This is a genomic window from Streptomyces sp. NPDC060031 (genome assembly GCF_042736805.1).
GTDB lineage: Bacteria > Actinomycetota > Actinomycetes > Streptomycetales > Streptomycetaceae > Streptomyces.
In genome coordinates, this window is record NZ_JBHWVM010000063.1 from 1 (window position 1) to 26125 (window position 26125).

18 protein-coding genes and 2 pseudogenes are annotated in these 26125 nt (G+C 67.3%); 8 read left to right on the plus strand and 12 right to left on the minus strand.

Going from position 1 to position 26125, the window contains the following annotated elements:
* Positions 1-897 precede the first annotated feature (897 nt).
* From ACFWB8_RS25075 to ACFWB8_RS25090, 4 genes and pseudogenes are all read right to left on the minus strand, one after another.
* Positions 898-1716, minus strand: coding sequence for a MerR family transcriptional regulator (locus tag ACFWB8_RS25075; RefSeq protein WP_385231217.1), 819 nt, complete (start codon positions 1714-1716; stop codon positions 898-900).
* Between the two features lie 612 nt (positions 1717-2328).
* A pseudogene (locus ACFWB8_RS25080) lies at positions 2329-3135 on the minus strand (ATP-dependent DNA ligase); the annotation flags it as partial.
* 78 nt (positions 3136-3213) lie between these two features.
* Positions 3214-3426 carry a hypothetical protein gene (locus ACFWB8_RS25085; protein ID WP_385231220.1) on the minus strand — a complete coding sequence of 71 codons (213 nt, stop codon included), beginning with the start codon at positions 3424-3426 and terminating at the stop codon, positions 3214-3216.
* 22 nt (positions 3427-3448) lie between these two features.
* Entirely contained in the window at positions 3449-9643 is a 6195-nt protein-coding gene (locus ACFWB8_RS25090) for a DNRLRE domain-containing protein (RefSeq protein WP_385231307.1), read from the minus strand.
* A 1445-nt stretch (positions 9644-11088) separates the two neighbouring features.
* Between ACFWB8_RS25090 and ACFWB8_RS25095 the strand changes: the two genes are divergently transcribed.
* The gene (locus tag ACFWB8_RS25095; RefSeq protein WP_385231223.1) at positions 11089-11631 is read left to right on the plus strand and encodes a matrixin family metalloprotease; all 543 of its coding nucleotides are present in this window, start codon (positions 11089-11091) and stop codon (positions 11629-11631) included.
* 2 nt (positions 11632-11633) lie between these two features.
* On the plus strand, positions 11634-12167 hold the full coding sequence (locus ACFWB8_RS25100) for a hypothetical protein (RefSeq protein WP_385231226.1): 534 nt from the start codon (positions 11634-11636) through the stop codon (positions 12165-12167).
* 255 nt (positions 12168-12422) lie between these two features.
* Here the strand turns inward: ACFWB8_RS25100 and ACFWB8_RS25105 are convergent, their stop codons facing one another.
* Complete coding sequence (locus ACFWB8_RS25105; protein ID WP_385231228.1) at positions 12423-12650, minus strand: hypothetical protein; 228 nt, start codon at positions 12648-12650, stop codon at positions 12423-12425.
* 216 nt (positions 12651-12866) lie between these two features.
* Here ACFWB8_RS25105 and ACFWB8_RS25110 point away from each other — a divergent pair, with 216 nt between their 5' ends.
* Positions 12867-13400 carry a hypothetical protein gene (locus tag ACFWB8_RS25110; RefSeq protein ID WP_385231231.1) on the plus strand — a complete coding sequence of 178 codons (534 nt, stop codon included), beginning with the start codon at positions 12867-12869 and terminating at the stop codon, positions 13398-13400.
* Between the two features lie 247 nt (positions 13401-13647).
* Positions 13648-14331, plus strand: a complete 684-nt coding sequence (locus tag ACFWB8_RS25115; protein WP_385231310.1) for a transposase — start codon at positions 13648-13650, stop codon at positions 14329-14331.
* Positions 14332-14619: 288 nt separating this feature from the next.
* On the opposite strand, the gene ACFWB8_RS25120 is transcribed toward ACFWB8_RS25115, so the two are convergent.
* Positions 14620-15135, minus strand: coding sequence for a hypothetical protein (locus ACFWB8_RS25120; RefSeq protein WP_385231234.1), 516 nt, complete (start codon positions 15133-15135; stop codon positions 14620-14622).
* Here ACFWB8_RS25120 and ACFWB8_RS25125 point away from each other — a divergent pair.
* Complete coding sequence (locus tag ACFWB8_RS25125) at positions 15134-15562, plus strand: hypothetical protein (protein WP_385231236.1); 429 nt, start codon at positions 15134-15136, stop codon at positions 15560-15562. The two genes, ACFWB8_RS25120 and ACFWB8_RS25125, sit on opposite strands and share 2 nt — an antisense overlap.
* 9 nt (positions 15563-15571) lie before the next feature.
* Here the strand turns inward: ACFWB8_RS25125 and ACFWB8_RS25130 are convergent, their stop codons facing one another.
* Positions 15572-16105: an EF-hand domain-containing protein gene (locus ACFWB8_RS25130; RefSeq protein ID WP_385231239.1), complete on the minus strand. Its 534-nt coding sequence runs from the start codon at positions 16103-16105 to the stop codon at positions 15572-15574.
* A 411-nt stretch (positions 16106-16516) separates the two neighbouring features.
* On the opposite strand from ACFWB8_RS25130, the gene ACFWB8_RS25135 reads away from it, so the two are divergent.
* Together ACFWB8_RS25135 and ACFWB8_RS25140 are read left to right on the plus strand one after the other, a co-directional pair.
* Positions 16517-17524: a terpene cyclase gene (locus tag ACFWB8_RS25135; RefSeq protein ID WP_385231242.1), complete on the plus strand. Its 1008-nt coding sequence runs from the start codon at positions 16517-16519 to the stop codon at positions 17522-17524.
* A 124-nt stretch (positions 17525-17648) separates the two neighbouring features.
* Positions 17649-17912: a hypothetical protein gene (locus tag ACFWB8_RS25140; RefSeq protein ID WP_385231322.1), complete on the plus strand. Its 264-nt coding sequence runs from the start codon at positions 17649-17651 to the stop codon at positions 17910-17912.
* Between the two features lie 530 nt (positions 17913-18442).
* Here ACFWB8_RS25140 and ACFWB8_RS25145 read toward each other — a convergent pair.
* Both ACFWB8_RS25145 and ACFWB8_RS25150 read right to left on the minus strand, forming a co-directional pair.
* Positions 18443-18736: pseudogene (locus ACFWB8_RS25145) on the minus strand (IS3 family transposase); the annotation flags it as partial.
* Complete coding sequence (locus ACFWB8_RS25150; RefSeq protein ID WP_107358173.1) at positions 18733-18900, minus strand: hypothetical protein; 168 nt, start codon at positions 18898-18900, stop codon at positions 18733-18735. The pseudogene ACFWB8_RS25145 and the gene ACFWB8_RS25150, both read right to left, overlap by 4 nt.
* 619 nt (positions 18901-19519) lie before the next feature.
* Here ACFWB8_RS25150 and ACFWB8_RS25155 point away from each other — a divergent pair.
* Positions 19520-19783, plus strand: coding sequence for a hypothetical protein (locus ACFWB8_RS25155; RefSeq protein WP_385231246.1), 264 nt, complete (start codon positions 19520-19522; stop codon positions 19781-19783).
* A 145-nt stretch (positions 19784-19928) separates the two neighbouring features.
* Here ACFWB8_RS25155 and ACFWB8_RS25160 read toward each other — a convergent pair whose 3' ends face one another.
* The 3 genes from ACFWB8_RS25160 to ACFWB8_RS25170 form a co-directional block, all read right to left on the minus strand.
* Positions 19929-23750 (minus strand): trypsin-like peptidase domain-containing protein, encoded by a 3822-nt coding sequence (locus ACFWB8_RS25160; protein WP_385231249.1) that lies wholly within the window; start codon positions 23748-23750, stop codon positions 19929-19931.
* Positions 23747-24055, minus strand: coding sequence for a trypco2 family protein (locus tag ACFWB8_RS25165; RefSeq protein WP_385231252.1), 309 nt, complete (start codon positions 24053-24055; stop codon positions 23747-23749). Before ACFWB8_RS25165 ends, ACFWB8_RS25160 begins: the two co-directional genes overlap by 4 nt.
* A 775-nt stretch (positions 24056-24830) precedes the next feature.
* Positions 24831-26057 (minus strand): glycosyltransferase family 4 protein, encoded by a 1227-nt coding sequence (locus tag ACFWB8_RS25170; protein WP_385231255.1) that lies wholly within the window; start codon positions 26055-26057, stop codon positions 24831-24833.
* Positions 26058-26125 lie beyond the last annotated feature (68 nt).

Here is a 26125-nt window from a genome sequence, read left to right on the forward strand (position 1 = left end):
GTCAGGGTGGCGGCCCGCACTGCTGCGCCGGTCAGCGGTTCTTGCCGCAGGGACCGGTTACCGGTGGATCACCGCGCACGGCTCCCCCTGCACAATGTCGAACTCCACGCACAACCGCGGGGGGGGGGCTAAGTTGTCCCCGCCATCCCACGCCCCCCTCCCATTGTTTTTTTTGGTCGGGGCCGCGCTCCGGGGGGGGGGGCCCTCCCCCCGGGTGCGCCTCGACCGGTACCCGTCCGGGTCATACGTGATCAGGCGCGCGCCTACCCCGGTCCCGTTGCCCTCCATATGGGCGCCCACGTCATCGACCCGCACGGCGTAAACGGTGTCCCCGGAACACACGACACAACGGACGGCGAGCGGCCCCAGGTGGCGCCTACACGAGCGACAGCCGACCCTTCAGCGGGAAACGACACCCGCCTTCACCAACAAACGCCACCCAGCCCCGCCACCAGGAACGATGCAACTCACCCCCAGTACAAAGGACTGTCGCCGTCCACTGCTACTCACACGTCGCATATCACTCAGTGCCAGCCGGTATACCCGTCCTGGTTCGCGGGCCGGGCGTCCGTGCCCATCCCGGACAGGAAGCCTGCCAGGAAGAGAACCGCCACGATCAGCACGAGCACCGCCAGCCAGAACTTGTCCCCGGCTCCCGGACGGTCCGGACCCCGTGGACGATCCAGCCGATCACCGTCCCCCGCACCTCCCCCGGCCCTCGGCGTCGCGATCCTCGTCGGCCCCCGCGCACCCCCTCTCCCCACGCATGGCACCGCGCCGCACCGTCGGCGTCAAGCCTCCGCTCAACAGCCACTCCCACCAGAACGCCCCGGGCACAGCACAGGCGAAGCCGTACGGATGGGTCGTCTGGCTAGCCAGCAGCTCAGAGGGAGATGCCTACGCGTCCGAGTGCGGGCGAAACGGTACGGCGACGTCCGCCACATGCTCGCCCGGCTCGGCGGTGGCCCAGTTCGGGTAGTACACCTCCCGGTTGGAGGCACCGCGGGCGTACCCGTGCTCGGCGAGCCACGCGCCGACAGCGTCGTGGGCGGCAGCCATCGCCGAGTAGCCCTCATGTCGCTTCGTCAGGGCGGTGTACGCCTCACGGTGCGCCGGCTCGATGCGCACCCCGATCCGATCCGCCGGTTCGACCGCGTTCTGCGTCGGGGCACAGACCTCCACCAAGCCGTCGGAGTCCTCGCTCACCAGGCCGTGGTAGACGGCGAAGACCGGTCCGGACAAGCCCGCTCCCGCCTGCCGCAGGCGGGAGAACAGCAGCCCGCTCGCCTCCGCAAGGAAGCCCGGCAGCTCGGCTGCGCTCACGTGACGCTGGGTAAACAGCACCTTCTGCTCGGGCACGTCACGCTCGGCGATCTCGTACATGGTCGGGCTCCTTCCGGTCAGAACCTCTCGGACATGGCCCACCGCATCCCGGCGGGCCCCGTGTGCGGACTCCTGCTCTCGCCAGTACGCGTCTACCAGCCGTACCGACACCTCACCGCTCGAATCGAGCACCACCGCGATCCGCGCCAGCGGCATGCCGGCAGCACGCAGCAACGCGATGCGGCGGGCCCGCTCGACCTGGGCCGAGCCGTAGCGGCGGAACCCGGTCCGCGAATCGACCTGGGCCGGCGGCAGCAGCCCCCGGTCCCCGTACAGCCGCAGAGCCTTGGAACTCAGCCTGGTCCTGGCCCCGAGCTCCCCAATAGTGATCAAGTCTTCTTGCACACGGACACTGTGCCCCCTGCCCCAGGGGCAGAGGCAAGCCCCGCCACCCGCCATAACCCCGAGCGCACAACACCACCTGCCCTCTGGCTTTGTTCATGAGAACCGGTTCTGGCTCAACTTCTGTGGCGCGGGCACTCTGAGTGACAGTCGAGCCTCTTCGAGTCGTAGGCGAAGTCGCCCGAAACTGGTCCGTGGACAGCGTGGTTGGGCCGACAGTTCGAGACCGTGGAAGAGGTCGCACTCTGGTTGAAGGAGTTGTTGTTCCCGTCGATCACGGACGTCGCGTGCTGTCGGTGGACGTGAGCCCTGGTGCCTATGGCACCAGGGCCCCGAAGGAACTGCTACACCACCTGCCGGCCCTGGAACTGCACCGGCCTACTGTTTCCGCGTGCCTGGCCCGACTGCGGCCCGAGGCGCAGGGATCGCGGTTGCTTGACCGGAGACCACCGCACAAACGATGTCCTGCGGTACCCGGACTCAACACTCCGCCCGGGCGATCCTGATGGCGCTTCGCTCCTCCGTTCATCCCTCGGTGATCAACTACCTACCTGCGTGGGGGGGGGACTGCATACTGCTGGTACTGCGCTACACGGGCACTGCTCATACTGCGCCCCGCCGCGACGGCGGTTTTCGCTCACCCGGCGGCCGTGGCCGGGCCCCGCCGAACCGGGGCACGTCATCGACGGCCGCGTCCAGGCGCAGGCCCACGTACCGGATCGGATACCGGTAGACGCCGCGGTCGACGGAGGTGTCGGCACTGATCTCGGCAACGAGGTCCGGCTGGACGAGGGTGGTCTCCAGGACGTCACGGGTACCCCACGCCGACGAGAACTTCGCGCCGGTCCACGGATGGCCGGGGCCGGCCGGGGTGAGGTGCTCGGCGAGCTCACGGGCCGCGGCGGGACGCAGCGGGACGGTGCGGCCGACGGGGCGGAGGCGGCCGGTCGGATCGTGACGGCCGAGGACGAGGAGTTGGGGGCGTGCAAGGGTGCCGGTGACAGCGCCGATGATCGCTTCGGTGGTGTCTCTGCGTCTGATCTTGGTCCAGGCGCGGGATCCGGGGAGATTGCGCTGGTTCATCTTCTTTACGACCAAGCCCTCCACCCCGGAGACGTCTGTCCACTCCTCCAGCCACTCCCTGGCTGTGGCCGGGTCAGTGGTCATCGGGCACAGCGTCCACGGCGCGCTCAGCGCACGGGCCGCGAACAAGACCTCGAGCCGCCGGCGGCGCTCGCGGCAGGGCAGGGTCAACAACTCGGTGCCATCGGCCTGCAGGACGTCGAAGGCGATGAAGAACGCCGGACTCTGCACGGCCAGCGCGGCGGCGGTGCGGCCGCGGGCGGCGGCCCGACGCTGGAGCGCCTCGAAGGACAGCCGTCCGGCCGCCGTGTCCCAGACGAGGACCTCGCCATCGAGGACTTCAAAAGCCGGTGCCGCGGAGCGATGAGCTCGGCGGCACCGGCCTTCGTGTTTCGTGTTTCGTGGTTATGCGTCGGTCGGAAGGTCAGCCTTCGTGCGCCGGTGCTTGATCCAGCTCCAGCTTTCGCGGACCGCTGACACGGTGATGACGACGAATATCACCTTGTAGAACACTTCCAACGGGCTGAGATCCGTCACGTCGTCCAGAGTCAGGGAGGCGGCGATGGCCCAGATGACCCACGCCTGTACCAGGGCCCTGTTTCGCTGACTGTTTGTCATATCGCACCATCTTCTCGTCGCATCAGAACCGGCCGCCCCACTTCCGGTAGCTGGTCTTACGGTAGGTGTACGGAGTCGTGGAGTTGACGAAGTACGCCTTGCCGTTTCCGATGAACCGGCTGGCGTGGCGGTACACGTTGCGCCCGTGCCACAGGGTCTTCTTCACGTTCTTTGCCACGTAGCCGGTGAGGGCGCAGTTCCGGTAGTTGCCCGAGCTGCATGAGCGTCTGACGTACTTGAAGGTGCGGACGGGGTTGCGCACGTGCCGCCACCGCAGCCTGAGCGAGGCCTTGAGGACGGGGCCCGCGTACCGGAAGGACGCCACACCCAACCCGAAGACGCCTGCGGAGTGGGCCATGTCGACGCTCGCGTGGCGCTGGCGCTGCTGGTTCCACCACTTCTTCGGGCTCCACCACCTGCCGTCGAGGTCGAACTGGTTGACCGGATCCCCGGGGTAGGCGTAAGCGTTGTCGCCACCGCCGTACACGGGGTCGGCGCTCAGGAAGCGTCCGGTCACGGGGTTGTACAGACGGACACCCATCAGGATGATGCCGGTCAGCGTGTCGCTCGAGCGCTGCTTGGCACCGAGCCAGTTGTAGCGGGTGGCGGCCTGGCCGGCGCGCGGGTTGCCGAACTCGTCGTTGTCCAGGGCAACCGGCGGCTTCGCCACGTCCAGCGGAAGCTGGAGCGCCACGTCACCGTGGATGTTGGTGAGCTGGAGGACGACGTCACCCGACTTACTCGTCGTGGCGGCCAGGTCTCCCGAAGCCGAGTCGACGTTACGGGTCAGTGCGCCGGATCCCAGGTCCTCCGTGATCCAGCGCGGGTTGTCGCCGTCACTGTCATAGTGGTTCGTCTTGACGCCGGTTTGCGTCCAGGCCGACCCGCTGTAGCTCTCGGTCTTCCAGGAGCGGAAGCGCTGGTTGGCGTCGAGCTGCCAGGTCTGACGGTTGCTGCCGGAGACCTGCTGCTGCACCAGGTCGTTCGCGTAGTAGCCGATGGTGGTGCCGGGAAGCGCCGAGGCGCGGCCGAAGGCATCGTAGGCGTAGCCGCTGTCGACGATGCGGTCGGCACTGTCGTAGCTGTGGCTGGTGGCCGTGCCTCCGGTGGTGGGGCAGTCCGCTCCAGGGGTGCCGACCGCCGCGGTCAGGGACTTGCGGTTGGTGCGGTTGTCGAGCGTGTAACTCCGCTTGGTGCAGACCGTGTCGGTGGTGTCGTTGACGGACGTCAGGCGACCGGTGGCGTCGTAGCCGTAGCGCTGGGCCGACCAGCCGGCGTGTGTGGTGACCTGGCCGTGGATGGACTCGGTCGTGTTGTCGGACACGACGACCGTACCGTCACTGTCACGGCTGTAGGTGCGATTGACAGCGGCGCCGGTGGTGTCCTCGGTGACGTTGAGGGTGTATCCGCCAGGCAGCTTCTCGCTGGTGACCGAACCATCGGCGTCGTAGGTGGCCTGGAAGACACCGGCGACGGAGTCGCTGGTCTTCGTTGCCATGCCACGAGGCTCGATGGTGTGGTCGTAGGTGAACGTGACCGTCGAGGGCGTGTTGTCACTGACCTTGACCTTGCGGTCCAGGACGTCGAACTCGCTGGTCGTGGTGCCGCCGTCGGCGTCCGTGTACGAGGTCTCGCGTCCGAGCTTGTCGTACGCCCTCGTGATCGTGCCGCCGGTCGAGGAGACCGTCTTGACGGGCCGTCCGCTGGCGGGGTCATACTCGCTCGTGGTGTCGGGAACGGGCTGCCCGACACCGCCGGTCACGGCCACCGTGGTGGCTCGGCCGGCGCCGTCGTAGCTGGTCGTGACGGTCCGGCTGACGCCGTTCGCGGTCGAGGTGACCTTGGCGGCATTGCCCCACCAGTCGTACTCACTGGTGGTCGTGGGCAGCTCGCTCGGGTTGGAGCCGCCACCCGTGATGGACCCGCCGGGCCCCGTGGCGCAGATGAGGTCGGCCCACTCGGGACGGCCCTGGCAGGTGCCGCTGCCCGTCGCGGACCAGTACGTGGTGACGCGGGCTCCGGCGTCGCTCCCGTTGGATCCGGGCAGGAGCTGTTTGACCACGCGTCCCTGGTCGTCGTACTCGGTGGACTCGGTGATGGCGAGGCCGCCCGGGTCCTTGACGGTCTGGGTGGGCAGGCCCTTGACCCAGTCGTACACCGTCTGGCTCACGCGGTTCTCACCCTGGACCGCCGGGTACTCGCGCACCTGGGCGCCCGAGGTGACCTTGGTGACCTGGTCCTTGACCTTCGCGGTGCCGTCGCTGGGACGGCCCGCGTCGTACTCGTTCACGTTCCAGCCGCGGGCGGTGACCGAGGTGCCGGCCGTGACCAGAGTGGTCGTGCCGGACTTCAGATCGGCGGTGAGGTCGATGCGCCGCAGCGGACCGAACTCCTCCAGCTCCCGGGTGCCGTTCTCGTTGTACACCGAGGTCGTGCCCAGCAGGTTCGCACGCTCGGCCGTGGACAGCGAAGCGATGCCCAGATCCGCCAGGACAGCACGGTCTGCGGCCGAGACGCCGAGCGCGACCGCCCGGTTGGCTGCGGACAGTTCGCGTACGGAGTTGCCGAAGCGGTCGTGCTCGGTGGTGGAGATGTGTCCGCCGGGGGTGGCGGAGTTGACCTCGCGTCCGGAGACACCGAGGTAGGTGACCTCGGCGCGGCCGTAGGAGGACGAGGTGAGCGAGCCACCGGAGTGACTCACCGGCACCGAGTCCGCGGGGAAGACCGCGGCGGCATCGGTGGGTACCTCGGTCTGACCCCACGCCTTCACGTCCGCCGCCCCGAGGGCGTACGGGGCCTTGGCGCCGGTCAGTGGAACGTCGTAGACGACCGAGGTCGACGCGGTGCCCTCCGCGACGTCGGACGTCCCCTGCTTGAGCCCTGACCGGGAGGCCTTGAGCAGCATGCCTTCACCGGCGGTGGCGGCATTGCCCACCTGGCCGTAGGTGAACGTCCAGGGGAGCTCGCCGGCCGAGGTGAGGCCGGTGACGCGTCCGGCCGAGTCGTAGCCGTACTCGGTCTTCAGCGCAGGGGTGATCAGGGGGTTCCACGTCTGCCGCAGCTTGCCGTCGCTGTCATAGGTGTACGCCTGCACCGTCTTGGACGTCGCGGAGCCCGCTCCGGGCTCCGTGGACCACAGCCGGATCTCCTTGACCTGGTTGGCGAAGTCGCCGAAGGCCAGGGCGGTGGCGGTCGTGGAGTTCGCGTACACGAAGTCCAGGACGCGGCAGCCCTTCGCCGACGCGTCGGCGGTGCACGCGGCCGCACTGACGGCCGGGGTCGGGGCGATGACCCGCTTGGGGCGGACCAGCTTCGTGCTCCCGACGGTCACCGCTTCGGAGACCACCGTGGTCGTGGTGTTGGCGAGGCCGTTGAGCAAGGTCGAAGTGACCTGCCACGTCTCGACGGCCGGGTCGATCTTGCTGAACTCAGTGACCGAGCCATCGGTGTCGGCCAGGGTGAACGATCCGGTGACACTGCCGGTGAGGGTCAGGTCCTCCGAGCCGGGCTCGGGTACCCAGCCGTTCTTCGCCGCATTCGCGGTGAAGTGGATGGCGTCGCCATCCGCGTCGACCACGTCGACAGCCGTGGCCGAGACCTTGCGAAGACTGCCGTAGAGCGATTCGGTGGCGGCCGCGGTCGTACCGGACACCCACTCCTTACCGAAGATCGCGACCTGGCCGTCCTGCTTGGCCCCCTTGTCCGGGATGCGGGACGATGCCGTGCGCGTGACGGACAGCCCGAAGGCCGAGGCGTCCGTGCCGGAGAGCGTGTAGTCACCGGTCAGCAGGTTGACCGAACCGGGGCCTACACTGCTGGACGCGGCGCCGTCCGCGGTGCGATCGACGATCACGGTCAGCGGTTCAGTGGCGCCGGTCGCCGAGTTGGGGCCGCTGAAGTCAGCCTTGACCTGGACCGTTCCGTCAGGGTTGACGGTGTCCGTGGCATTCCAGACCAGCGGCGGATTCTTGCCGCCCGGCATGGCCACCGGCCAGGACGTGAGCGGGTTCCCGTCGGCGGTGACGTGCCCGGCCGGGATCGCGGTCCAGGGGTCGGCCTCGGAGCGCCGCCAGGAGAACGACACCTTGTCGAACTTGTTGCCGTCGGCCTCGGCCACCAGCGGAAGACGACGGGCGGTGCGCTCGCCGGAGGACGGCTGGACGAAGCCGCCGGGTCCCGCGTGGAAGGTGTACGCGACCGCGTCGGACCTGTTGTCCGCCTTGTCGACCGAGCGGACCTGCAGGGCGTGGGTGCCGTCCTTCGGCGGTGCGATCGACAGCGTCTTGACGCCCCCGGTGCCGCCGGTCTCCACCTTGGTCCAGGTGGTGGCGTCGAACGACCACTCGAGCCAGTTCTGGTCGCCGGCCGGCGGGGTCACCGTGAAGTTGCCGGCCTGCCCGGCACCCTTGACCCAGGCGTTCGACGGATAGTCCGTCGAGCCCAGACCGGTCGGAGCCGACGGCGCGGAGGTGTCGACCGTGAAGGTCTTCCACGCCGACCAGCCCGCGTTGTAGTGCGTGCCGTCGTAAGGAGAGGTCCGGAACTTGTACGTCTTGCCGTTCGTCAGCACGCCGGCGGGAACGGTCACCGAGGCGACCTGGCCGGAGGGGACGTACGGGGAGACGATGACGTTGCCGACCTGGGTGTCGGTGGCCGAGTCGAAGATCTGGAACGTGCCGTTGACCTTGTCGCCGTTCGCATCGACAAACGTATCGCGCAACGTCGGCGTCACCGTATTGACGGTGTAGGCGCCGCCGTAGGAGAAGAACGGCGGACCCGCCTCCTGGTGGGTACCCGTACGCGGCCGGTAGTTGTAGGTCACCGTCAGCTTGGGAACGTTGCTCGCGGCGTTGGCGGAGTTGACCCGCTTCCACTGCTTGGTGTTGTTCTCGTCCGTGGCCCGCAGGCCCATGCTGGAGAACGTCCACTTGTTGCTGGCCCACTGCTGGACCAGGCCCGTGACATCCGCGTTGACCCAGCCGTCAGGCTGGGAGGTGCAGCCGGGGTTGCCCTTGGTCTCGCTGGACGTGGCGTACTTGGTCACCATGGCCGGCTGGTTCGTCCAGCGCGAAGCGGTGGTCGGACCGTTGGAGGACCACGCCTCCCAGGGCTGGGCCGAGCAGTCCGTGTTCCCGGAGTGGAAGTTGAACAGCGACAGCTTGGCGTCGGAGACGAGTGCGTCCACGATCGGAGCGGTGTTCCAGGTGATGAACGATCGGGCCGTGCGCCAGGTGCCGTCGCCGTTCTTCGTGCCCGGGTTGCCGAAGTCCAGCTCGGTGTCGTTGGACCAGTCGACGGTTTCGCCCTGCTGGACGTAGGTGTCGAACAGGTTGCCCAGTGATGAGGTCGACGGGTCGACCGTGACCGGGTACTTCGTTGCCGGGTCCGCGAGGAAGGCGGCGTCGGGGGTGATGACGAGCTCGACGCCGTCCTCGGCCTTGACGGCCTTCAGGCCGACCTTCGCGCGGCGGGTGTGTTCGCCGGAGACCGGGTCGACGGTGGCGTCCCACATGACGGGGGCGGGCATCGTCGCGGTCTTCTTCGACTTCTTGTCGGTGAACAGCAAGCTGCCGTCCGCCTGCTGCTCGACCTTCAGTCCCTTGGTCTTCAGCGGCAGCGTGTATGAGAAACCAGTCGCAGGCTTGGCCTTGACCTCGACGAACTGCTCGAAGCCGGTACGGGTGGCCTCCACCACCACATCCGCACCCGGCACAGCATCCGCGTACGTCGCCCGGGTGCCGTCCAGGACCGGGGCAGGCAGTCCACCACGCCACTGCAGCGTGATGGCCTCATCACCCTGTCCCAGCGTCACGAGGTCAGTCTCGGCCGCAGACTGGGCCGCGGCCATCGACTGGGCCGTCGTTCCCTTCTTGCCTGACAGCCGCAGACCCTGCGGATGAGCTTTGGACACCACCGAACCGTCAGCCGCGGCGGCGAGGTCCACGTCCACCTCACGCCACTGCCCCTGGGCGTCCTTGAAACGGACCGGGCCGGCGGCTACCTCAGAGGTCAGCGAGCCGTCCTTGTTCGCCCAAGTCGTCGACGTCTCTGTCCGCTCGGACAGAGCCTCGACCCGCTTGCCCGACAGACGGGCGGCAACACGCGCGGAGGCGATGTCAGCGGCAACCGTCACCGCAGCGTCTCCAGCCTGCCCTTGAGCCTCGGGCTGAGGCACGGCGAGCACCGGGGCGGCACCTTGAAGCGCCGAAACCGACATCACCACAGCCAGCCCTGCCGCGGTCACCGCGAGCCGTCCTGGAGTCCCTATCACTGAACGGGAACGCAACCATGGCGCCCCCGATCTACTGCGAAAATGCACAATCCCCCCATGGGAATGTCCTGAGAGCGGGAAGATCGTCTTCCGCTTTGCGAAACATAACGATGCGTCAAATCCTCGAAAGGGGGCAAAAGGTTAGTTACTAGACAGCAATCTGACGAAGCGTTATCAAAAATTTAGCTGTGCGCGTAGGAGACTCTGCGCGGCAGCCGACGTCAGCCGCACCTCGATCCGTCCCACCCCCGGCAATCGTTCTCCGAGAGGGACGTGCCCACCGGGCCTGACCTGGGAAAACGGACGCCCTTCGGTTTCGCGGTTTCCACCTCCGGTCACCCCAGACAAGGGATGCACCACCTGGACATTCGCCAGTCCAGCAACGGCATCCTGATCACCTCATCGCCCGCTGGGTCTACGGCACTCCGGCCGCATGGCCTCTGCGGCTGCGCAACGACGACAACGGCCGCGGGCTGACCGATCTCAGCGCGGCCCTCGCCTCCAGGCAAGCGCACGCCATCGGCGTGGAGAAGGGCCGGGTTCGGGACCGCCCTGGTGTTTCTCCCCCACGACCCCGAGGAAGGCGCAGGCACGCTGGCCCCGGTCCGCACCGTCGAGGGCCCGGAAGGCGCCGTCGCCTTCGAGCGGCGCGCGGATCGGCCGATAGGCCTATGGGCCGAAGCGGGAGAGAACCTCCGCCGAATCGTCCCACTGCTCGGTTCGGACGCGCCGCCGGCGGATGGGCCCGAGGACTGCGCCTGTGCCCCGGCTGCTACCGACCCGCCTACGAGAGCTCGTCCTCGCACACCCCCATCGGTGCCGGACTGATGCCGGTGTTCGGGCTGTGCCGGCTGTGCCGGCTGTGCCGGCTGTGCGCCGAGAGGCCCACGCTTCGCTCGCTGCGCCAGGCCGACGTACCCATCGACGCGCAACAGCGCGCCGTCCTGGAGACCGTAGCCGCCGCCGTGGGGCAACCAAGCGCTGTCCGCTCCCGGGGCGGCCCCTCGCAGCAGAGGGTTGTCACCCACGCCCCTGCCTGGCCGTGGCCCTGGCCAACGGCGCGATGCGCCTCGTGGACTGCCCCGGGCGCGGTGGACCGTCCGGGCGGCTCGCAGGCCGTCGAATCCACGAACAGGTCATGTGGCCAGAGCGGGTGTGGTTCAGGAAATCCACAGCACAAGCACGTCGGCCCTCGTCCGCGGCGGCACGCAGGTGCGGGACCGTCAGGAGGCATGCCCGTAGACGACGGTGGTGTCTGGGCAGTCCTCCGCCAGACCAAGGAGAGCAGTCGCTGGACGCGCGACCGGCTCCGGGTCGCCGAAGACAATTTGTTTTTTGGGGGGCCCGACGAAACGATCGTCCCAGCGCGGCACTCCCCTACCGTGGGAGAGGTGAACAGGTTCTTCGTCGCGTTATCAGCGGCCGCCTCCCTGCTGCTCCTCGCGCCCGGTCCAGCGCGTGCCGTCGATCCGGCGCCATGCGTCAAGGGCGAGTCCGAATCGAAGTCCCGGAGCTCCGTCGACGAAGGCGAGATCCGGTACACGGACTCCTCGCAGTACCACGCGGAGATCAAGCACGCCATCGCGGCCTGGCAGTACTCCGGCGCGAAGATCAAAATCGTCGGGGACACCGCGAGCACGGTCAACGACCTCGACTTCCAGGACTTCAACGACGCCAAGAGCACCGCGGCCGGCATCTGGAGCTACAACGCCGAACCGGCGTGGACGGACTACATCCGTTTCAACAAGGCGAAGATGTCGTTGTATTCGGCGAAGAAGCGTCGGAGTGTCGCCGCCCACGAACTGGGGCATGCGCTCGGCCTCTGCCACAAGGACTTCAATACGACGCACTCGCTGATGTGGCCCCAGGTCCAAGAGGACTACGACGTACCTCAGGCCGTGGACAAGGCCAACTACAAGAAGCTGTGGGGCTGATCATGGGTGCACGGATGTGGACTGCGGCGGGCCTGACCGGCGGGCTGCTGCTCGCCGGTGGCGGCTGGTACACGGTCGCCGGTACGGAAAGCACCACGCACGGGTCCTGTGGCGCGGACCTGACGAAGGACCCCGTGGTCGCCGACGAGTTTCCGGTGATGGCCGTGGTCGAGACGGTGAAGAACACCCGGGCATGGGAGGCGGGCGGCAGCTCGTACCTGTCCAGTCAAGTGCATGTCCTGAAGGGCTTGAAAGGCACCCTTCCCGAGTCGCTCACGGTCACCCAGGGGATCGAGAAGGGCGGCTCCCCGGGCCGGTACGCCACCGTGGACCCGGAGCTGTATGCCGTCCTGGAGCCGGGCCAGCGGTACGTGGTGGGCGTCGAGACCATGGACAACGAAGGCCTGGGACCATGGGTCGGATACGTGACGCCGGCAAAGCGCGGCGTGGACGGGGAGGCCGCTCACTGGAAGGACGCACAGCGGGCCCTGGCACCGGCTCCCGCGCCCTGCGACGACGTGCAGGTCATCGGGTAGCGGGGCGCCGATTCGGACCCTCGTTTGAGGGCCCCAATCTAGAAGTACCGGCGGTACCCGGCAGGTCAGGCCGGTGAGCTCCGCGAGGCGGCACAGACCCGGGACCTCGCCGTTGGTAGCGAGGAGCTCGGCGGTTCGCGGAGGAGCGGGAGTTTGGCATGGCCGAACATTTGGCGTCTGACCGTCGGCGTACTTGTTGCGGGCTTCGACCGCTACGACACGGAGATGGGAGTCTCGGGCTGAAAGGCCCGCCGGTCAAGCGACCTCCTGGCGCTGGGGCGCCTTCCGCGTATTCACCCCGCCGACGACGAGCGTCAGCCCCACGGCGACGATGCCGAGGTAGGCGGTGGGCGGAAGGTCGACGACCTTGTGCATCCAGCCCCACTCCGTGCCGAAGAGGGTCTGCGAAGCGAAGCTGACGAGCCCCTGGGCTCCTACGACGTAGCCGATGCTTTCGACGGTGTATCCGATGGTTGTTCGCACGGATCAACCCTCTCCCGGCGGTGCCGCGAGAGCGCCCTCCACAGGGACGAAAACACAGTAGGCCAAAGGATGCAGTCACTTGCGCAGAGCGCCGGCACAGCACCCCGCCGCGGCAGAGGAGTGGTCGACACCGTTCGCTACACCAGGGGGACTATTCGCCGCATTTCGGGCCCCTCTGCGAGGCCGCCCTATGGACGGGGTAGCCTCGGAATCGAAGTGGCGGACAGCTCCACCTCCCTCAACCCGCCCAGTGAGAAGGTCGACTTCGGCAACGAGGTCGACTTCTACGGCAACCCGGTGCTGGGACTGAACCAGGTCGGGTTCCACGTCTTCCAGACCGGCGAGAACATCTCATACGGCGGTCCGGGGAACATGCCGAACATCAGGTTCGAGATCAATCCGAACCTCACGGCGGCTCCGGCCACCACCTACTCCACTTTGGTGTGGGTGCCGGGCCCCTCCCCGGTGACGAACCGCTGGAGTCCCTACCTGGATGCCACCACGACCGGCCAGTGGTTCCTCACGGGCAACGCGGGCGTCGTGACCGGCTGCAACCAGACCACCATGTGCACATTCCCGCAGTTGCAAACCTCGCTCAACGACGGCGGCACGCAGCCGACCATCTACACCGCCGCGGTGGGCAAGGGCCGCGACCACATGTGGATCGGCGCTGTCGACGGCCTGCGGATCAACAACACCGTCTACGACTTCGAGGCCGACGGAGTCAGAACTCGTCGCGCCACGCCCTGACGTTGTCTTAGTACTCCAGCAGGATTTTGCTGTCTGGCCTGCGGGTTTCGTTGGGCGGCTGGAGTGTAGTGGGCGGCAGGGTGGTCAGGGGCGGTCTTCGACGGGCCGCCCCTCGACCGTGCGACAGCGTCGCTGGTAATGGCAGCGTGCGGGGCAGCCTTCCCCCGTGATCACCGCACGTGTTGCCGAGCAGTGGAACCTGGAACTGGACGACCTCTTCGTGAACATCGGCCATCGCTTCGGCCGGGTGGAACCACGCCGCCGCATGCGCGACTACGTACGCGGCCTCCTTGCGCCAGTGGCCCGGAAGAACAGCTGGCAGCTGGCTGAACAGGCAGGCCACGCAACCCCCGACGGCCTGCAGCACCTACGCGCCGCAGCGAAGCGGAACCCTGACGACATCCGCGACGACCTGCAGGAATACGTCGCCGACAAGCTCGGTGAGAGTGATGGCGTCCTCATCGTCGACGACACCGGGTTCACCAAGAAAGGCACCACCTCCGCAGGGATCCAACGCCAATACTCCGGAACTGCCGGCCGCACCGAGAACTGCCAGATCGGCGTCTTCGCCGCCTATGCGAGGCCCGGGGCCGGACCCTGGTCGACCGCGAGCTCTACCTGCCCAAGACCTGGACCGAGGACCGCGAACGCTGCCGCGCGGTCAAAGTCCCCAACAGCGGGAGTTCGCCACCAAGGGCCAACTGGCCCGGCGCATCGTACTGCGATGCCTCGCCTCGCCACTGCCTGTCGCCTGGGTCACCCCGGACGCCGCCTACGGACAGGAGAGCCGCTTGCGCCGGATGCTGGAGTAGTCCGGCGTCGGCTACGTGCTGGCCGTGCCCAAGTCCCAGTCCACCGTGGGCTGCCCTCGCATCGACGGCCTGTTCGCGCAGGCCCCGGCCGAAGCCTGGGAGAAGATCTCGTGCGGTGACGGCGCGAAGGGCCCTCGCCTCTACCACTGGGCGGCGGTGCGGTCGCCGGCCGTCGCCGAGTTCGACCACCAGGGCGAGGTCCCCACCGGATGCGGTGGGCTCTGGCCCGCCGCAGCATCCGCAAGCCCGACGAGACCGCCTACTACCTCGCTTACGCCCCTTTGGCGACCACCGTCCAGGAGCTGGTGCGGATCGCCGGATCACGCTGGGCGATCGAGGAATGCTTCCAGACCGCGAAGTCGGACGCCGGGCGGGCCGCGAGACGGTGTGGGCTTCTCTGTGAGGGGTCAGCCGATGCGGACGGTGATCTCGGGGAGGGGTATGTCGGAAAGGTTCAGCCGGAGCCCGGTCAGGGTCAGGTAGGTCTGCGAGTCGGTCAAGGCGGAGGTGGTGGACGGCGCCTGGGTCTTCCCGCGCGTGCTCACCAGCAGGTACCAGCCCCCGCGCTTGTAGCTGCGGGAGGCATCGGGGCGGTCGCCGTTCGGGTTCAGCGACCAGCCCTGGCGCTCCAGGTCGGCGCAGATCGCGTTCATCTCCGACTGTGCGGCGGTCTTCTCGCGGACGGCCATCCAGCCCGTCCTGTCCGAGTTGGGGTCGGCCGCGACGGTCGGGCGGCCCTGCGCCGGGTCGAGGCCCGCCGCGCTGACCGCGGTCCGGATCACCTCCTCGACGGCGTCCCGTGTGAGGGGCGGTGACGTGGACTCCGGTGTGGGCGCCGCCGTGGATGGGGACGGCGTGGGCGCGGGCGCGCCCAGGTGGATGCGCCCGTCGTCGTCTATCTGGATGTGGTCCGGCAGAACCATGGCGGCCAGACTCACGATCAAGGTCGCGGCCGGCCCGATCCACACCCTCTTCAACAGCGCGTTCAACGCGAAACTCCCCCCGAGTGATCATTCAGAGGGAGTCTCACACATACTGCTCGGCGCCCGGCAGCCCCCCAGGAGCCTAAGCGGGGCCGAAGTCAACAAGGGGGTCCAGCAGATCCCGGCAGTGATCCAGGTGGCGCCGGTGCCTGCCGCCGCCGAAGCCCGGGACGAGCTGCTGGCGGCCATCGGCGCCGAGGCCAAGCACCTTATGGAGAAGTCCGACGGCCACGCCGCCACGGCGCTGGCGGAGCTCGCTCGCGCCTACGCCCTGGTGACCACCGGCTCGCCATCACCACGCCTCCGCCGGTTACCGGCCGAGCCAAGTCATGATGAACGAGTGACAGCGTCCCGGGACAGCCTTTGAGGGGCCGTGTCAGACGGCTGGGGCGGCCACGAGCTGGTCGCCCGGGATCCCGGCCATGTCCGGCGCGTAGTAGGCCTCGATGCTGGCGGCATACGTGGCCACGGTGATGCGGTCCTCGGCGTCCGGGCCCAGGGCGTCGAAGGTCGCGTGGATGTTCGCCTCATCGAAGCCGATCGCCGTCATCAGCCGTACGAACAGCGAGCGCTCGATCAGGCCGTCCTTGTCGGGGTCGCCGAGAGCGGAGAGCGCTTGGGCGAACTGGGTGATCGTGGGACCGAAGCGCTGGGGGTCGAGCACGAAGGGACGGAACTCCTCGACGTTGATCACACCGTCGCCGTTGGTGTCCAGTTCGGTGGCCAGCGTCGTCCAGTAGCGGCGGAACGCGGCCCGGATGGCGGCCTTCGCGTCGTCGTGCGATGCGGATGCCGCCTTCAGAACACGGTCCGTCATGAGGTCGAAGTCGTCGGAGTCGATGACTCCGTTGCCGTTGACGTCCAGGAGGGTGAAGATCAGCTCGACTCGCTGGGCGGCCTCAGTTCGCATTTCCGTCACCTGTCTTCTGCGGCCCGTCGATCCCGAGCCTGGCTTGATGAGTGCCTTTACGTAACCGGGCTGGCAGACAGGCGTGATTGCGAGGCGATCTTTGTTACCGGAAGGAGTGACGGCGCGGCACAACGCTGCCCCGACACGGGCGCCGGCAGCTCCCACCGGGGATCCCTTCGACACGCAGTGCCGACGAGTCCCCAGGCCCCCGCCCCCGCGACCGCGACCGCCATCCAGGCCGCACGCCTGGAACCCACCAAAGCGCCTCGCCATCACAACGGTGGGTACCGGCCACGATCTGGCTGACCGGCAGCTTCGCCACGTCAGACAACCGGGAGATCGTGAACCCCGTAGCCAAAGCTGGCACCTGCCCCACCCGGCTGTGACCAGCTCGTTTCACGGAGGACACGCGTGCCGCAGGACATCGAGTTCCATCTCCCCTTCCCCGTCCGGCTCAGTACGGACCTTGAGGGCGCACGGGAGCGGAATCTGGCGTGGGTGCGGCGCACCGGTTTGGTCGGCGAAGGCCGCTCCCTGGAGTGGTACGCCTCCTGGGACATGCCGCGGCTGGCCGCCCTCGGCTTTCCCTACGCCGAGGGGCCAGCCCTGGACCTGTGCGCGGACGCCATGGCGTTGTTCTTCGTCTTCGACGACCAGTTCGACGGCCCGTTCGGCCAAGACCCGGCCCTGGCCGCGGACGTGTGCCAGAAGATGATCGACATCGTCCACGGCGCCCGGCCCGGGCCGGGTGCGGATCCGTGCTCGCGTGCGTTCGCCGACATCTGGGCGCGCAGCACCAACGGCGCACACCCGGGGTGGGTCGGCCGGTGCGCGTACGAGTGGGAGTACTACTTCGCCACGCAGGCGCACGAGGCGATCGGGCGCCTGCGTGGTGCGCCGGCGGACATGGAGAGCTACCTCCAGGTGCGGCGCGGCATCGCCGGTACCGACCTGCCGCTGTCGCTGGGCGAGCGGGCCGCCGGCATCCACGTTCCGGCGCCGGCGTTCCACAGCCCCCAGCTGCGGATCATGCGGCAGGCCGCCATCGACGTCACCTTCATGTGCAACGACGTCTACTCTCTGGAGAAGGAAGAAGCGCGTGGCGACATGGACAACCTCGTCCTGGTCCTCGAGTACGACCGAGGATGCACTCGCGGGGAGGCGATCGCCGGAGCCCGGGAGGAAGTCCGCCGGCGCGTGGAGCGGTTCCGCGAACTCGCCCTGCAGATACCCGCCCTGTGTACGCAGCTCGGCCTGATGGGCCCCGAGGCCGCCGGCGTGGACACGTACGTGGAGATCATGGGCGTGTGGATGAGCGGCTACCACGCCTGGCAGACCCACACCCACCGCTACACCAGTGCATCGCACGTCCTGCCCCGCACCGGGCCCGGCCACTTCGAACAGGTACTCGGCGCATAACCACATCCCCGTTCCGCCTCAGCCGACCTGTCGCCTACCGGTCGATACGAACATTGGTGCGGTGATCACTCGGACGGGTCGGGCAGAGCCTTGTGGCTGGTCTGCGGGGCCTACATTGCGCAGCATGATCGATACTTCTGCCGCCGGCCCGCTGTTGCCGGCGTTCGTCCAGGAACGGGTGGAGGCTTTCCACGCGGGCGGGATTCGGGGGCGGTGGGACGGCCGGCATATCTTGCGTGGCCGGCGCCTGCCGGGTCCGGGCTCCACGGTGGTCGACAGCAACGACTACCTGCGCCTGGCTGGCGACAAGCGCATCGTGGACGCCGTGGCCGAGTCGCTGCACGCGATGCGGGGGGGCGCGGCTGGCGTCGGCGGTGCTGCTGTATGAGGAGAACCCGCAGACCGTGCTGGAGCGGGAGCTGGCACGCTACCTCGGTTCGGGGGCGGGCGTGTTCTGCCAGTCGGGGTACGACGCCAACGTGGGGCTGCTGCAGACCCTGGCCGGGCCCGAGGTGCCGGTGTACGTGGACATGCTGGCCCACATGTCGCTGTGGGCGGGCGAAGGCGGCCGGCGCCCCGGTGCGGCCCTTTCGGCACAACGACACCGCCCATCTGCTGCGCCGCATCGAGGAGTACGGGCCCGGGGTGATCGCGGTCGACTCGATGTACAGCGTGTGAGGGTGTCGGCGACCAGGTCGGTCCGCAGATGATCGGCGGTTGCCCAGTGACGACACGACGGGAGGCGACGTCGATGACGGTGGCTAGATAGAGCCAGCCCTGATCGGTCGGGATATACGTGATGTCGCCGCACCAGCGGACGTCGAGTGCGGCCGGATCGGGCGCGTAGTCGCGCCCGATGAGGTCGGGCCTGGCGGCGGCCCGCGGGTCGGGGACGGTGGTCACGTGTCGCCGCCTGCGGTGCCGGCCTTGGAGTCCGGCATCCCGCATCAGCCTGGCGACGCGGCGCCGCCCGCATCTCTCGCCCTCGCGTTGCAGGACGGCATGGACGCGCGGGGCACCGTAGGTGCCGTGGGAGTTCTCGTGGGCTTCGGTGATCTTCTCGGTCAGTTCCAGGTCGCGGACCGCGCGGGGGCCGGGAGTGCCGCCCAGGCGGGCATAGAAGGCGGTGCGGGAGACCTTGAGCAGTTCACACGCTCGTTTGACGTTGTGGTTGCTCTGCTTCTCCGCCTCGATGAACGGGTGCACCGTCACCGGGTCTCCTTCGCGAAGAAAGCCGTCGCACGCTTGAGGATGTCGACGTCCTCCCGCAGGCGGCGGTTCTCCCGCCGCAGCGCGGCCAGCTCCTCACGCTCGCTGCTGGTCAGCCCGTCACGCTCGCCCGCGTCGACCTCGGCCTGCTTGACCCAGTCCCGCACCGCGGTCTCGGTCAGACCGAAGCCCTTGGTATCTGACCGACCGAGCGGTCACCGCGCCGGCACAGCTCGACGATCTCGGCCTTGAACTCCGACGTGAACGAACGGCGAGGGCGAGGCTTCTTCTTCCCCATGCTCTCCATGATGGACATCCTCCCGGGGACGAACCCCTGATCTCGAATGTCCGTCAAAGCGGATCAAGCTCATGTGCCGGTCTGTTGGAGACAGCCTGGCAGGCCGGTGGCTCGTGGTGTCGGGTGTTTTGCAGTCCGCCAAGGCGTCTTCGCTCCGATGTCCGGCCTGGTTGCGATCAACAGTTCGGCGGTCGGGAGCAGGTCGCACGACGCTGTCCAGCGGGCTGAGTTGCCGGGTTCTCTGGTGCCGAAAAGTCGCGCCGTCGAACAGATGACTGCTTGTATCCGGCCAGGGCTGGCCTGCGTCCGCGAGGGGTCTGGCCGTGGATCTGGGCGTGCCGTACCGTCCACGGCGTGGCGAGGACATTGCGGTTGGCGGTCGCGCAGAGCACGGTGCCGGAGGACCCGGCTGAGCGAGGAGCGTTGCGGGCGGCCGGGGAGGAGATCCGGGCTCTGATGGTCGAGGCCGCCGGGCGGGTGCGCGGCTGGTGCAGTTCCCCGAGGGGGCGATCGTCTATCCGAGCAAGCACGTGATGGCGGCCGGAGCTGATGGAGAGCTGGTCCCGGCCGACTGGAGCCGTGCTGCGTGGGATGTCCTGCGAGAGGAAGCGGAGTCGATCGCCGCGCTGGCCGGGCAGCTCGGCTTGTGGACGGCTTTCGGGTCGATTCACCCGCTGGGGCCGCCGCACCGGCCGCACAACAGCCTCTACATCGGGCGCCACCCATTCTTGATGAATGCCATGTTGAAGTAAAGATCATCCGGTGGAAGAAGATCTCTGCGTCGATCTCTGATGCTGCTGTTCTGTGGCCCGCCCACCGCCCTGCGCATATCGCGTCATAGCCGTACGGCAGGGATCAGGAATCGTCAGGACTCCTCGAGGTGTGTGCAAGTTTAGTTCAACCCTGGTAGTAATTTCCGTGCCGGATATGCGGTGTACGACTGGTCGCTCGTGCGTTCTGATTGCGGGGATGGAGTATAAGCTTTGCCGGTTTACGCGATTTCTGTGGTGCTTCGCTTAGGCCGCTGAGACCCTCCAGGTATTTCTCGATCAGTCCGAGCGCGTCGTCCACTTCGGTTCGGTCAGGTTCCTCGGCGCCGAGTCGCAGGAGGCAACTTCTGACATCCTCACCCAGGCCGCGGGCCTCTTTGGAACGTCCCTGGCCGGCCGTGGCCTCGACCAGCGATACCCGTGCCTGGATCATGTCGAACTTGCTTTGCCATGTGTGTTTATCGATGGCCTCGTAGAGCTTGAGCGAGTCCTTCGCTGCCGCCTCGGCCGGTTTGAAAGCCCGGCTGGGCCGCGCCGGGTGGAAGCGCTTGTCGATGTTTCCCCGGGTCGCCAGGTTCTCGGCTTTCAGTCGACGGGCTGAAGCTTCATCAATGTTTCCCTGGGTCACCAAAATTTCGGCTCTCAGCCGGTGGGCTGAAGCCTCGGATAGACGGTTCGCCAGTCTGTCGTCAGGCCGCATGCTCTTGTACAGCGTCAGCGCTTGATCGATTCTATCCCGAGCGTCGTCGAGATCCGCCTCGAGATCCGCCATAGCCTGTTCGCTAGGCATCAGGCTCTCGGGAGTGGATACCTGCGGCAGTTGATGACGTGCCCGCCCTAGATGCCCAGCCGCCAAGTGCCGCAGCGCGTTGGCGTGATGGGGGCGGACAGCTTCGCGATATTGCTGTTCCAGTGTCTTGTAATGTGTATCCACGGCCTCTTTGTGTAGTTCAATGCTGTCGTTCCACTCCTCTTTAGCTTCATGTTGGGATCCGCAGATGGACAAGGCCAGGGCGTAGTGGCGCCGCCAATGTCCGGGGTTCCGGCCAAATAGATCCCTGTACTTTGCACAGGCATCCTTCGCTGTGGTCAAAGCTTCGTCCTTGACGCCGCTCTTGCCTAGTTGCCAGGCCAAGCCCCGCAGGGCGAACGCTTGTTTTCCCTTAAGATCGTCTTCTTCGAATTCGGTAGCTCTTGGCAGTTGTTGGGTCAGCTTGCATGCGCGTATTGCCGCTTGGAGGGCTTCCCGATGCCGGCCGATGTCGTTGGCGGCCGTCGCGTGCGTGCACAAAGCCTTGGCAAGACGGAACGAGTCCACTTGTGGCGGGCTCTGCTGGTGCAGCTCGTCGAACAGTCTCACGGCCTCCCGAGCGTGGTCGTGAGCCTCCTCGAACCGGCCGACGTCGTCGAGGCGGTCGGCAAGATCGCTGTGTGCCTCGGCCAGCCCTAGTTTGTGTTCTGGCGATGGTGCTTGCTGCGCCAGTGCATGGTGGGTGTACACAGCCTCGTAGGCGACGTCGCATGCGCGGTTCCGGAGACCGGAGTTTGCCAGGTACAGGGACCACCGCTGAAGAGCAGTGGCAAGTCCCGCTCTGTTTTCTTCGGTGTGCGGCGAGTCGCTGCGTTGGTAATAGGCAACTGCATGATCCGCTATGGTCGTGGCCAGTTCTAGGAGGACATCCGGACAGGACTCGTCGAGCTCGGTGAGTACCTCCGCAGCGACGGCCTGAGCCGCCCCTTTCTGCAAGGTCGTGTTGAGCGCTACAGCCAGTGAGGCACCGATGGCTTGGGCGGTTCCGTCCTCATCGTTCATGGCGACCTTCTTCACCAACCGAAGCAAAGCGGTGGCGTGTGCACGGAGTGCATGCTCGAGAAGGCCACGGGCGTCCTTCTGAGCCTGTGAACTCGTCCCCGCGATATCGCCGCACGTATCGTGGTTCTCCGTCTCGTTTCCCGCGGTGAGCTGCAGCAGCTGCAACACGTTGAGCACCTGGTGTGACTGGTCAACTGGGCGGTCCGGGATTCCCGGTCCGGTCCCTTCGACATCGAGCAGCTGCGAAACCAACTCGGGGAATGTTGCGAGCACCCTGGCCCCGAGGCGCTCAGCCAGGCGCAGTGGCTGGAGCGGACGCAGGTAGCCCTCGCCAGTGAACTGTGTGTGCTGCCACCGGGCGAATGCGCGTCGGCGCCACTCCGGCTCATCGGCGAGGTCGGGGACGAGCCGCAGCCGGCGGGACGCATCTGTTTCACCGCTCCCGTCTGTCGGACCGGTGGCCACGGCCATACCCGCAATGGCGATGACACGTTCGAGAAGCACGGCGTCGTCGGGCAGACCGGAAGATCTTGCCGATTCCTGCCACCTCTGCCGCTCCACATCGATGGCATAGTCGAGCAGAGCATCTACCCGAGAGCGCAATGCCGGAGCGGTGGCGATAGCTGGGCCCTTGTCGAGTCTGGCGCGAGCGTCGACCAGGGCCTGGATCAAGATCAGAAGATAGCTGTCGAAATCGCGGCTACTGAAGTCCAGCAGAGGACAGGCGCCCGTTGTGTCGGTGGGCCCTTCCTTGCTGGTGGGCGCGGCCTTCTTCTCCGTCTCCGTCGTGTCTTCCTGTGCCTTCTGCTGATACCAAAGGTCCTTCTGCTGGTACCAGAGTCGGAAGGCCTCAACGGCAGCGTCGTAGACTTCCTTTCGACCGATGTGGGCTGGTGGGGTAAGCGGCGGGGGATCACCGCTGTCCATACGAGACTCGTGCCGACGCCGGAGGGCTTGCCACCAGGGTCCCCCGCTGTGTCCCACGACGAGGATCCGCAGCCTATGTGGGCGCTCGGCTTGCCTATCGACTTCGGTAAGGAGAGCCTCCAACTGGCCGACATGCGCGTCGGCGTCGTCGACGACCAGCAGACGGTTCTCGTCCAAAGCGCACACCTGAGCGAAGTCGACGCTCAGAGGGTCGATGATGCCGACGACCCAGCCTTCAGCGCCCATGAGGCGGCACACCTCGCGAGCGAGGCGGGACTTGCCAACGGCGCCACCTCCCGAGAGCAGCCGCATGCGGATCTTCCCTGACGTTCGGCACCAGTCGGTCAACTGGTCGCGTTCACGTTTACGTTCGTCACCACAGAACGGCACGACGTTGTATCGGGCCTGTAGGAGATCGGCCTCCGACCACTGGTCCGGGGGAGGCAGAGGACTGTAGGGCGGCTTGAGCACTCCGTGTCCCGCCCATACCGGATCGGTCAGAGAGTCGTCGATTCTCCGGGCCTGGTGTCGGCGCAAGCATGCCTTCGCCTCCTCATGACCGCGCTCGCCGAAGATCCGCTCCACCGGAACGGCCTGGAGTCGCCCCTCGACCGTCGGGCGATCCTCCACGATCACGCCGAGCAAGTGGTCACCGCTGAACAGAGCCGCACCGGACATGCCGCCCCACAGTGACGCGGCCACACTTCTTACCGGAGTCCCAGTGCTGATCTGGAAGTGCAAGCGCTCCGTTGGCGCTTCGGCGTCCTGAGCAGTCCGGCTGCCGGTCAGGGGGAGTACGAATCCCCGGGCATCTTCGACGTTCATGTACTGCTGGGTGTCCACTTGGGACGTAGGAAAGCCGAGGGCCTGCGCCGGAACCTGGTCCTCGCCTACGAGTCGGCCCAACCGGACCTCGCCTCGCCCCTTGCCGCCCAGAGCCAGAGGATCAGAGGTGGGCCCTTCATGGGTCAGGAGGGCAAAGTCGAGAGCATTCGGGCCGCTCTTCACCGCTACCTTGAAGGCGGAACTCGCGGCCAGGTCGTATCGCCCGTGCTCGTCACGACTGAACCTGAGCACCTCTACCTCGGACCCTTCAGACTCCACGCAGTGCCCAGCGGTCAGAACCAAGTTGGGCGCAAGTAGGTAGCCCGATCCGCGGGTCTTATCCAGCAAGATCGATACCAGGCGCTCTGCGTCCGCACCGATCATTTTGCGCGTTCACCTGTGACGAGGGTTCCGGGAGGAACATCGAGATTGAGCTTGATCCGCTGCGTGGTTGCCTTGCTTCGATCCATGCCGGCGGTGGCTTCGATGACCCAAAACCTGACGCCCCCTTTGCCCCCTCCCTCCACCGTCACCTGGACCGTGGCCTCAAGCTCCACCCCAGACACACCAAAGCGCAGCTGCTTCTCTGAGCCTTCCTGCTGGGCAGTCTCTAGTTCCGTACGGAGCGCCGAGATCATCTGATGGAGCTGCAGTCCGTTCCGCTGCTCGTCGTCACGTTCGCTCGTCATCGCGTATCTCCTCATGCAATGGCGGTCCCAGCACTGTCCGACTGCGCGCTCACCGATAGAACGGGCGCGTAAGGCCACTTGGCAATGGGCGCACGGGGCCGTGCGGGATCTCGTCATGAGCTAGATCAGGCAACCGGAGACTGGGCTGCCGCGGCCATGCACGGTCCAACTAGAGACGCACCCGGCGCCTCTCGAAAGACCGGGACCTGCGGAAATGTCCTATTTCCCAGTCTTCACTCATTACCGGGCACTGCAACTCGATCACGAGCCGTGTCGATGCACTCGGTGGCGGCCCAATTGCGCTGTGGGCGGTACATCGACGCTGCACGTGCCGGAAGCGCCATCCTCCCTCATGAAAGTGGATATTCGGGTGACGCGTGTGGGGGGTGGTGAAGTAGCCAAGCAGTAAGCCGTCCTTCGACGATCTCCCGGCGAGTCTTGTCGTCCCGGACGTTGAGCTGGAGGCGGGCGCCCTCGGCGAGGCAGCTCTCCTTGGAGTCCGCACCGAGCACGTACCTCCGAGCCTCGCGGCGTGGGCATGGCGCTGGAGGTAGACGGCCGTCCCCAGCGGCCGGTCGACTTCCTTCTCCATGTTCTCGCGGGCCTTATCGGGGCTGACGATTGCGGTCTTCGGGTCGTAGGGCTGCACCCGGATCTTCAGCGCGCGGACGGGCTGCGAGCGAGGTCGCTGGTCCGGCTCGGGCTCAACTGCCCAAGCGGCAGCACATACCGACATCCATCCGAACGGCTTCATGGTGGCTTCCGGTCGGGAGTCTCACCGCGGCGCGGCGACGCGGGTCGTGTCGAGGCCCGCAAGTACCAGGTCGGCCCGGTGGCGCCAGGTGTGGCGGTGGAGGAACTGCCGGCGGCCCGCGTCCCCCAGCGAACGTGCGAAGACCGCGTCGGCGACAAGGTGGGCGACGGCGTCAGCCCAGGCGTTCGGATCGTCGGGCGGGCGCAGGAGGCAGTTGACCCCGTCCTGGAGGATTTCGCGCAGAACGGGCAGATCGGATGCGATGATGGCGCGCCCGTGCGCCATGTACTCGAAGAGTTTCATCGGGGACGCCCAGCGGCCTGTTTCGCAATGCCCGCCGGCCGTGTAGACCTTCGCCTGGTACGGCGCGAGAACGACGTCGAACAGCGGATAGTACGCGTGGACGGCACCGGGCGGCCGGTGACCGTGGAAGTACGCGTTCGCGGGCCCGCCCCGCTTCCGCCACCGGGCGAGATCCTCGGGAGCACCGCCGACCAGGTGGAAATCGCAGTCGGGGAAGCGGTCGGCCAGCGCCAGGACCAGATCGATGCCGCGCCCTTCGTAGAGGTGCCCGACGTATCCGATGCGCGGTGCGCACGGCCTCCCTGTCATCGGCGGCGGAGCCTGTGGGCGGGCGGGCGCGGGGGGCTCCTCGGCGGCCTCCGGGGCGACGACGATCGGAAGGGCGCCCAGGTGGCCGTAGGCGCGCCGGTAGTCACGCCCGAGCGCGTGGGTGATCACGACGATGCGCGTCGGCGGAGTAACGCGGAGCAGGTTCTCTTCGATGCGCAGGGTGTACGGGTCGTCCCGCAGGCGGTGTGTCTCGTAGACGAGCGGTGCCACCGCGGCCGCTGCGGTGAGGGCGTACAGGTCGTGACCGTAGATCAGGTCCGGCGGGGTGTCGCGCGTCAGCAGGGAGCGGACGCGCTCGGCCCGTGCTCGGTACCCGGCCGGTGAGTAGTCGGGGCTCGGAACCGTCGTCACGGAGAAGTGGTGGCGGACCCCGTAGTAGGCGTGCGGGTCCTCGACGGTGTATGTGCCCGGTGCCGTGTACAGCGTGACCTCGTGCCCGGCCTGGGTGAACGCGTCACACATCCGCATGGCGTGGACGCTGTTGGCGTAGACCGAGGGGACGCTCCCGGGGTGCAGATACGCGATGCGCATGCCCGCCCCCGTCCGGACCGCCGGTGGGCGCTGCTGTTCCTCCTCGGGCGATCTGTCCTGCGGTGCGGGGCGGGGTTCGGTCACGTCCGGCTCCGATTGCGTGCGTGGCGGGTGCTTCGGTCGATTCGGTCGATTCGGTCGAGGAGATCCGG

Excerpts from the sequence above, each read along its gene's own strand:
- ACFWB8_RS25085 (WP_385231220.1), bottom strand. The coding sequence starts at position 3,426 with ATGACAAACAGTCAGCGAAACAGGGCCCTGGTACAGGCGTGGGTCATC.
- ACFWB8_RS25090 (WP_385231307.1), bottom strand. The coding sequence starts at position 9,643 with ATGTCGGTTTCGGCGCTTCAAGGTGCCGCCCCGGTGCTCGCCGTGCCT.
- ACFWB8_RS25100 (WP_385231226.1), top strand. The coding sequence starts at position 11,634 with ATGGGTGCACGGATGTGGACTGCGGCGGGCCTGACCGGCGGGCTGCTG.
- ACFWB8_RS25125 (WP_385231236.1), top strand. The coding sequence starts at position 15,134 with ATGGCGGCCAGACTCACGATCAAGGTCGCGGCCGGCCCGATCCACACC.
- ACFWB8_RS25120 (WP_385231234.1), bottom strand. The coding sequence starts at position 15,135 with ATGGTTCTGCCGGACCACATCCAGATAGACGACGACGGGCGCATCCAC.
- ACFWB8_RS25130 (WP_385231239.1), bottom strand. The coding sequence starts at position 16,105 with ATGCGAACTGAGGCCGCCCAGCGAGTCGAGCTGATCTTCACCCTCCTG.
- ACFWB8_RS25140 (WP_385231322.1), top strand. The coding sequence starts at position 17,649 with ATGATCGATACTTCTGCCGCCGGCCCGCTGTTGCCGGCGTTCGTCCAG.
- ACFWB8_RS25160 (WP_385231249.1), bottom strand. The coding sequence starts at position 23,750 with ATGATCGGTGCGGACGCAGAGCGCCTGGTATCGATCTTGCTGGATAAG.
- ACFWB8_RS25165 (WP_385231252.1), bottom strand. The coding sequence starts at position 24,055 with ATGACGAGCGAACGTGACGACGAGCAGCGGAACGGACTGCAGCTCCAT.